Below are 5885 nucleotides of genomic sequence, written 5' to 3' on the forward strand. Positions count from 1 at the left end.
GAGCGGCCGAGCGAAGTCGACGCAGTGGAAGCTAACGCAGCCCTGTTTCAGCCAGCCCTCCAAAATGGAGGAAAAATGTTTCGTTTGTTCACGTGCTCAACCAGAAAGTGGAGCAATTGAAACAAAACGGAAGGCTTTCGACCTAAAACCGAAACGCAGGGCTTGTATTCAGCGAACGGCGATCACGCCGGCGTGAAAACGATGCGGAGGCTTCTGCCTGACATCGAGGAGATGACGCATGCAAGCTGACGGCAAGAAGGCCGAGGCAGTTGAACGTGAAGCGACTGTCCTCATGCAAAGGGTGCTTGATGCCTGCCCTGTGCCGACGCGCATGTCGACCATTGCCGGGGAAACGCTCTATCGCAATCCAGCCAGCAAGGAGCTTTATGGCGACCGCTCGCACATCGGCGACTACTACGTTGATCCCGATGACCGCCAGACCCTGGTCAGCGTCCTGCTGGAAAAAGGCTGCATCGATGATTTTCGCGTGCGGCAGTACGATGCCAACGACAATGTCTTCTGGGGCTCGATCTCGGCGCGGCTGATCGATTTCCAGGGACGGTCGGTGATCGTCTCCAACGCGACTAACATCACCGATATGATCGTCGCTCAGGATCAGACCCGGCAGGCCAACGAGCGGCTGGCAGACGGTATCGAATCCCTGGCGGAGGGTTTTGCGCTCTACGACAAGGACGATCGCCTGGTTCTGGCCAACAGCCAGTACCGAAAGATGCATTCCGTCAGCGCCGACGTGCTGGTTTCGGGAGTCAATTGGTTCGACTTCCTGCGGGTGACGGCGCAACGCAACCAGTTTCCCATTTCACAGGATAGAATCGATGACTGGCTGGCCGAACGGGCTAAGGATCGGCGAGAATTCCGCCAGCAGGAGTTCCAGCATAGCGACGGGGGCTGGTTCTTCGTTTCGAATTGTCCGACCCGCGAGGGCGGCTTCGTTGTCACCCGGGTCGACATTACCGAGCGCAAGCGCGCCGAACTGGCGGCGAAGGAGGCTGACGAACTGGTGCGCCGCGTTCTCGAGGCTTGCCCGGCCAGCATCCAGATGACCCGAGCGGATGATGGGAGAGTGCTCTATCGCAGTCCGGCCTCAGAAGAGTTGCTGGGCGATGTCGAGCGCGCCTTCGACAGTTACATCAACCCGTTGCATCGGAAACAATTCGTCGAGCGCTTGTTGCGTGAGGGGGTGGTTGACGATTTCGTGACTCAGCTCAAGCGCAAGGACGGGCAACCGTGCTGGTGCTCGATCTCGGCCAAGCTGATCGAATTTCACGGCGAGCAAGTCATTGTCTCGCACACCTACGACCTTTCCGATCGTATGGAGATGCAGCAGCAACTGGAGCGTCAGCGCGAAACACTGCACCAGAACGAGAAGCTATCGGCGCTCGGCGGGTTGCTTGCCGGTGTGGCACACGAGTTGAACAACCCGCTGTCGGTGGTGCTCGGTATGTCCTTGACGCTGAAGGAAATGGCGTCGGATCCCAAGACTGTCGAACGGGCCGACAAGATCAGCAAAGCCGCGGAACGTTGCGCAAGGATCGTCAGGACCTTCCTGGCGATGGCAAGGCAGCAGCCGACAAGGACATCGAATGTTGCAATCGACGACATCGTGACGGCGGCGACGGAGGTCGCGGGCTATTCCATCAAGTCTTCCGACATCAAGCTGGTACTTCGGCTCGAGCCCAACTTGCCTGCGGTTTGGGCCGATCCCGATCAGCTCAGCCAGGTTTTGATCAATCTGCTGGTCAATGCAGAGCATGCGCTGCATGACTGGGATGGCCAAAGGCAGATTACGATCTCGACCCAACTCCAACCGGAGAGCGGCAATATCGTCCTCAGAGTCGCTGATACTGGCCCTGGAATATCGGCTGAAATCCTGCCGCGTATCTTCGAGCCCTTTTTCACGACCAAGGATGTCGGGGCGGGCACCGGTATCGGCTTGTCGTTCTGCCATCGCATCGTTCAATCCCACCAAGGTACGATCCGGGTCGAAACCACTCACGGCGGCGGTTCAACCTTTGTGGTTTCGCTTCCAGCTTCCGACCGGCTCGTTGAACGTGCCGAGTCCGTCGCAGCCGAACCGTCCAAATCGACAGGGCGTGTCTGCCTGGTGGTGGAAGACGAAAAGGACGTGGGCGAACTGATAGCCGAAATTCTCACCCAGGACGGCTTCACGGTGATCATCGCCAAGTCAGGGAAAGAGGCGCTGATGCAGCTGAGGCTGCGGAAATTCGATATCATCCTCAGCGACCTCAGGATGCCCGATATGGATGGCCGCAGGCTCTACAATCATGTTTCCGACTTTCATCCCGCGCAGGCGGACAGGCTCGCGTTCCTGACCGGGGACACAATCAGCCCGGACGCGCAGGCCTTCTTGCGCGCGACGAAGCGGCCTTACCTCGAGAAGCCCGTAAAGCCGTTCGAACTCCGGATGTTTGTCTCGAAACTGGTCAACAGGGACGGCTGAAGCACGATGGATTTGCATGCCCTTTCGAAGGGGGCTATTTTCATTCCAAGGTGAGGACGCGTTGAACGCCAACCCGCACATCGTTGTCTGCGATGACGAGCCCGATATTCGCGACACGGTCGCTGAGTATCTGGAGCGCAATGGTTTCGCTGTCACAACCGCCGATGCAGGTCCTTCCCTGCGCGCGCTCATCGACGCCCAACCGCCTGTTGATGTCGTCATACTCGATATCCGCATGCCTGGCGAAGACGGCCTCTCGCTGGCGCGTTTTCTGCGCGAGCATTCCAAGGTTGCCATCATCATGCTGACGGGCTCCGCGGAGATCATTGACCGGGTGGTTGGTCTCGAGATTGGTGCCGATGACTATATCGCCAAGCCCGTCGACTTGCGGGAGTTGCTTGCCAGGGTGAAGGCAGTGCTGCGCAGAACCTCGGGGCATGAGCAGGCGAGGGGGGATCATCTGGGTCCGCATATTGCCCAGTTCGGCAGCTGCCGGCTGGACCTGGAAACCCACAAATTGATCGACGGCGATGGTGCCGACATTGCCATTACGCCAATGGAGTTCCAGCTCTTGAAAGTGTTTGCCGACAATCGCGGGCGAACGCTCAACCGTGACCAGTTGCTTGAGCTCGCCCACGATCGCGGATGGGATCCCTTCGACCGCAGCATCGACATCAGGATTTCCCGGCTGCGAAAGAAAATCGAGCACGATCCTTCCAAGCCGGAAGTAATCAGGACTATCCGCGGCGTGGGATATCTCTACTCGTAGTCAATGAGTGGAGGGTTGTACGATCGTTGAGGGTATCGGCGCAGTCAGCACGCACTCGACCCCCTCCTGGTTGAAGATGTATTCAACCACGCCGCCGAAATCGATGCCGAGCACGCGTTCGATCAGGAAGGTGCCGAAGCCTTTCCTATCTGGCAGAGCCACGCTAGGCCCGCCGATCTCACGCCAATTCCAGACAAAGGTGGGATGCTCAGAAACAGAATTTGGCTGCGCAATCGACCAGTCGATCGCCACTTTTCCGTCCAAGGTGGAGAGAGCTCCATATTTCAGCGAGTTGGTTCCCAGCTCGTTTACCGCAAGCGCTAACGTTAGTGCCATCTTCGGATTGATAGCTAGTTGCGGGCCCGTAATTGTGATCTGTCCAAGCGGAAATGCTGCTACCGCACCTTCAACGACCTTGCCCATCGACGCATTTGTCCAGCGTGTGTCGTTCAAAAGATCGTGGGCATTCGCTACAGCGAGGATGCGTTCGTTGAGTGCGATGCGTGCAACCTCCACATTTGCCGCATTCCGAAGGGTCTGAGAGGCTATCGCGCCTACCATGGCAAGTATGTTCTTGATCCTGTGCTCCAACTCGTACTTGAGCATCTCCTGCCGCGCTTCAGCTTCTTTCCTGTCGGTGATGTCCTGCATAACGCCAAACATCTTGATCGTCTTTCCAGAGGCGTCCCGGACAAAGTCGATGTGGCGAGAAAGCCAGCGCAGTTCACCTGTATCGGGTCGACGGATACGATATTCGACATTGGCAAGCGCCGTTCCCTGATCGCGCGTCTCAGGATTCGAACGTATGTCCTTGTCGGCTTCCAAGACGATGGTTTCGAGTTCGCTAACATGAACGAAAGGTCGCGGACTCAAGCCCCATAGATCCCAAAAGCCTTCGGACCCAAAGACGTGCCCTGTGACGATATCGACTTCCAATGAAACGATCCCCGCCGCGTTCTGCGACAGCTGCAACCGCCGCTCGCTCTGAGCAAGGGCCTGTGCAGCGCTCTTTTGGTCGTCGATGTCTGTATTCGTGCCGATCCATTGGAGACGGTTCCCATTCTGGTCGAGGATGGGAACTGCTCGCGCAATGTGCCAGCGAAAAACTCCGTCGTGACGGCGCAGTCTGAATTCGGTCTCATAGAAGACGCCATGCTGAACCGCTTTTTCCCAATTCTTGGCTGCGTCAGCTATGTCATCGGGGTGGACGATTTTTGCCCAGCGGTCGCCGTCAAGTTCACCAGGGCCAGCCCCACTGTACTCATAGACGCGCGGATTGAACCACGTCAGTTGTCCGTCGGCTGTGGAGGTCCACACATGGTTCGGCATTGCCTCGGCGAACGTGCGGAATTGCGCTTCGCTGTTTCGCAGGGCCGTTTCAGCGACGAGACGCTCGGTAACGTCGTTGCCTTGTACGAATATCCCAATAATTTCACCAGTGGGGCTTCGGACTGGTTGATAGATGAAATCGATTAGACGTTTCTCTTCACGGGCACCTTGCATGCGCTGCAACGTGGTCTTCACAGACGATCCAAAGAAGGGCTCACCGGTGACATAGACTTGATCTAGAAGCTCGATAAAGCCTTGGCTCGCAATTTCAGGCAACGCATCTCGTACCGTCATGCCCAAGACGTCCCGATGACCAATGAGTTGCCTATACGCCGCGTTGGTGAGTTCGAATACGTGATCTCGGCCAGCCAACATGGCAATGAAGCCGGGGGCTTGTTCGAACAATTGACGCTTGCGGTCGAGTTCGCTCGTGCGCCAACGCTCTGCAGCCACCTTGGCCGTCGTCTCCACAACAATGGCAATCACGCCGGCGGGGCGGCCACTTTCGTCGAGGATTGGCGAGTAGTCCAAGTTCATCCAGACTTGTTCGGCTTTTCCTGAACGGTTGAGCGTGAGTTCCTGATCACGATATGCGAGCGTCTCGCCAGCCAGTCCGACCTTCATGACATKRTCGTTGAAKKCSGCGACYTCSGGCCAGCCCTCGCGCACCTTGCTGCCCAGAATTTGAGGGTGACGGCGATCAGCAAATACTGAATAAGCGTCATTGTAGATCATGACGCCGTCCTCCCCCCACAAGGTGACGATTGGCACTGAAGAACGGAGTATGAGAGAGACTGTCGATTTCAGACCCTGAGACCAATTTTCAATCGGCCCAAGCGACGTACGCTCCCAGGCAAGCGCGGCAATCAGTTTCCCAACTTCTCCACCGCCCGACAAAAAAGCCAATCGCATCTCCTCTGGAGCGGCAGCCGCGACACCTAGCATGTTATGTCCATTTTTTGATTTTCTTTACGAGGATCGTTGCTAGCAATTGAATTGAAGGCCAAATTCATTTTGTGGCTACAGGATATTTGGATATTATCCCACGCTGTGGAGCAACTATATAGCTGTGTTTATGACAGCCTCTACAGGAGCGTCGAGAGTCCAAACAATCCCTTCTGGTTGAAAGCTCAGAAGGCCGAAGCCGCCAAGTGCAGACGGTGTCACGCGCTCGAGCACAACCTTTCCGAAACCGCTCCGCGACGCCTTCTCTACTGCAGGACCATTGGACTCTTTCCAAGTCAACCGAAAGCGGTCGGAAATTGTCCATCCGATGTGCACGGTCCCTGTCGCGGACGACAGGGC

4 protein-coding genes are annotated in these 5885 nt (G+C 56.8%); 3 read left to right on the forward strand and 1 reads right to left on the reverse strand.

All coding sequences use genetic code 11. The annotated features are described in order from the left end of the window. The 3 genes from AC1DWF_RS29365 to AC1DWF_RS29375 form a co-directional block, all read left to right on the forward strand. On the forward strand, nucleotides 1-196 hold a 196-nt coding region (locus AC1DWF_RS29365), incomplete at its 5' end, for a hypothetical protein (RefSeq protein ID WP_476842383.1). Between the two features lie 369 nt (nucleotides 197-565). Further along, nucleotides 566-2482 (forward strand): hybrid sensor histidine kinase/response regulator, encoded by a 1917-nt coding sequence (locus tag AC1DWF_RS29370; protein WP_476842384.1) that lies wholly within the window; start codon nucleotides 566-568, stop codon nucleotides 2480-2482. Then, nucleotides 2451-3251 carry a response regulator gene (locus AC1DWF_RS29375; protein ID WP_476842385.1) on the forward strand — a complete coding sequence of 267 codons (801 nt, stop codon included), beginning with the start codon at nucleotides 2451-2453 and terminating at the stop codon, nucleotides 3249-3251. The genes AC1DWF_RS29370 and AC1DWF_RS29375 overlap by 32 nt, the downstream gene beginning before the upstream one ends. Here AC1DWF_RS29375 and AC1DWF_RS29380 read toward each other — a convergent pair whose 3' ends face one another. Beyond that, the gene (locus AC1DWF_RS29380; protein ID WP_476842386.1) at nucleotides 3252-5486 is read right to left on the reverse strand and encodes a PAS domain-containing sensor histidine kinase; all 2235 of its coding nucleotides are present in this window, start codon (nucleotides 5484-5486) and stop codon (nucleotides 3252-3254) included. Nucleotides 5487-5885: the final 399 nt, after the last annotated feature.

It is taken from the genome of Aminobacter sp. P4_D5, from assembly GCF_056401815.1.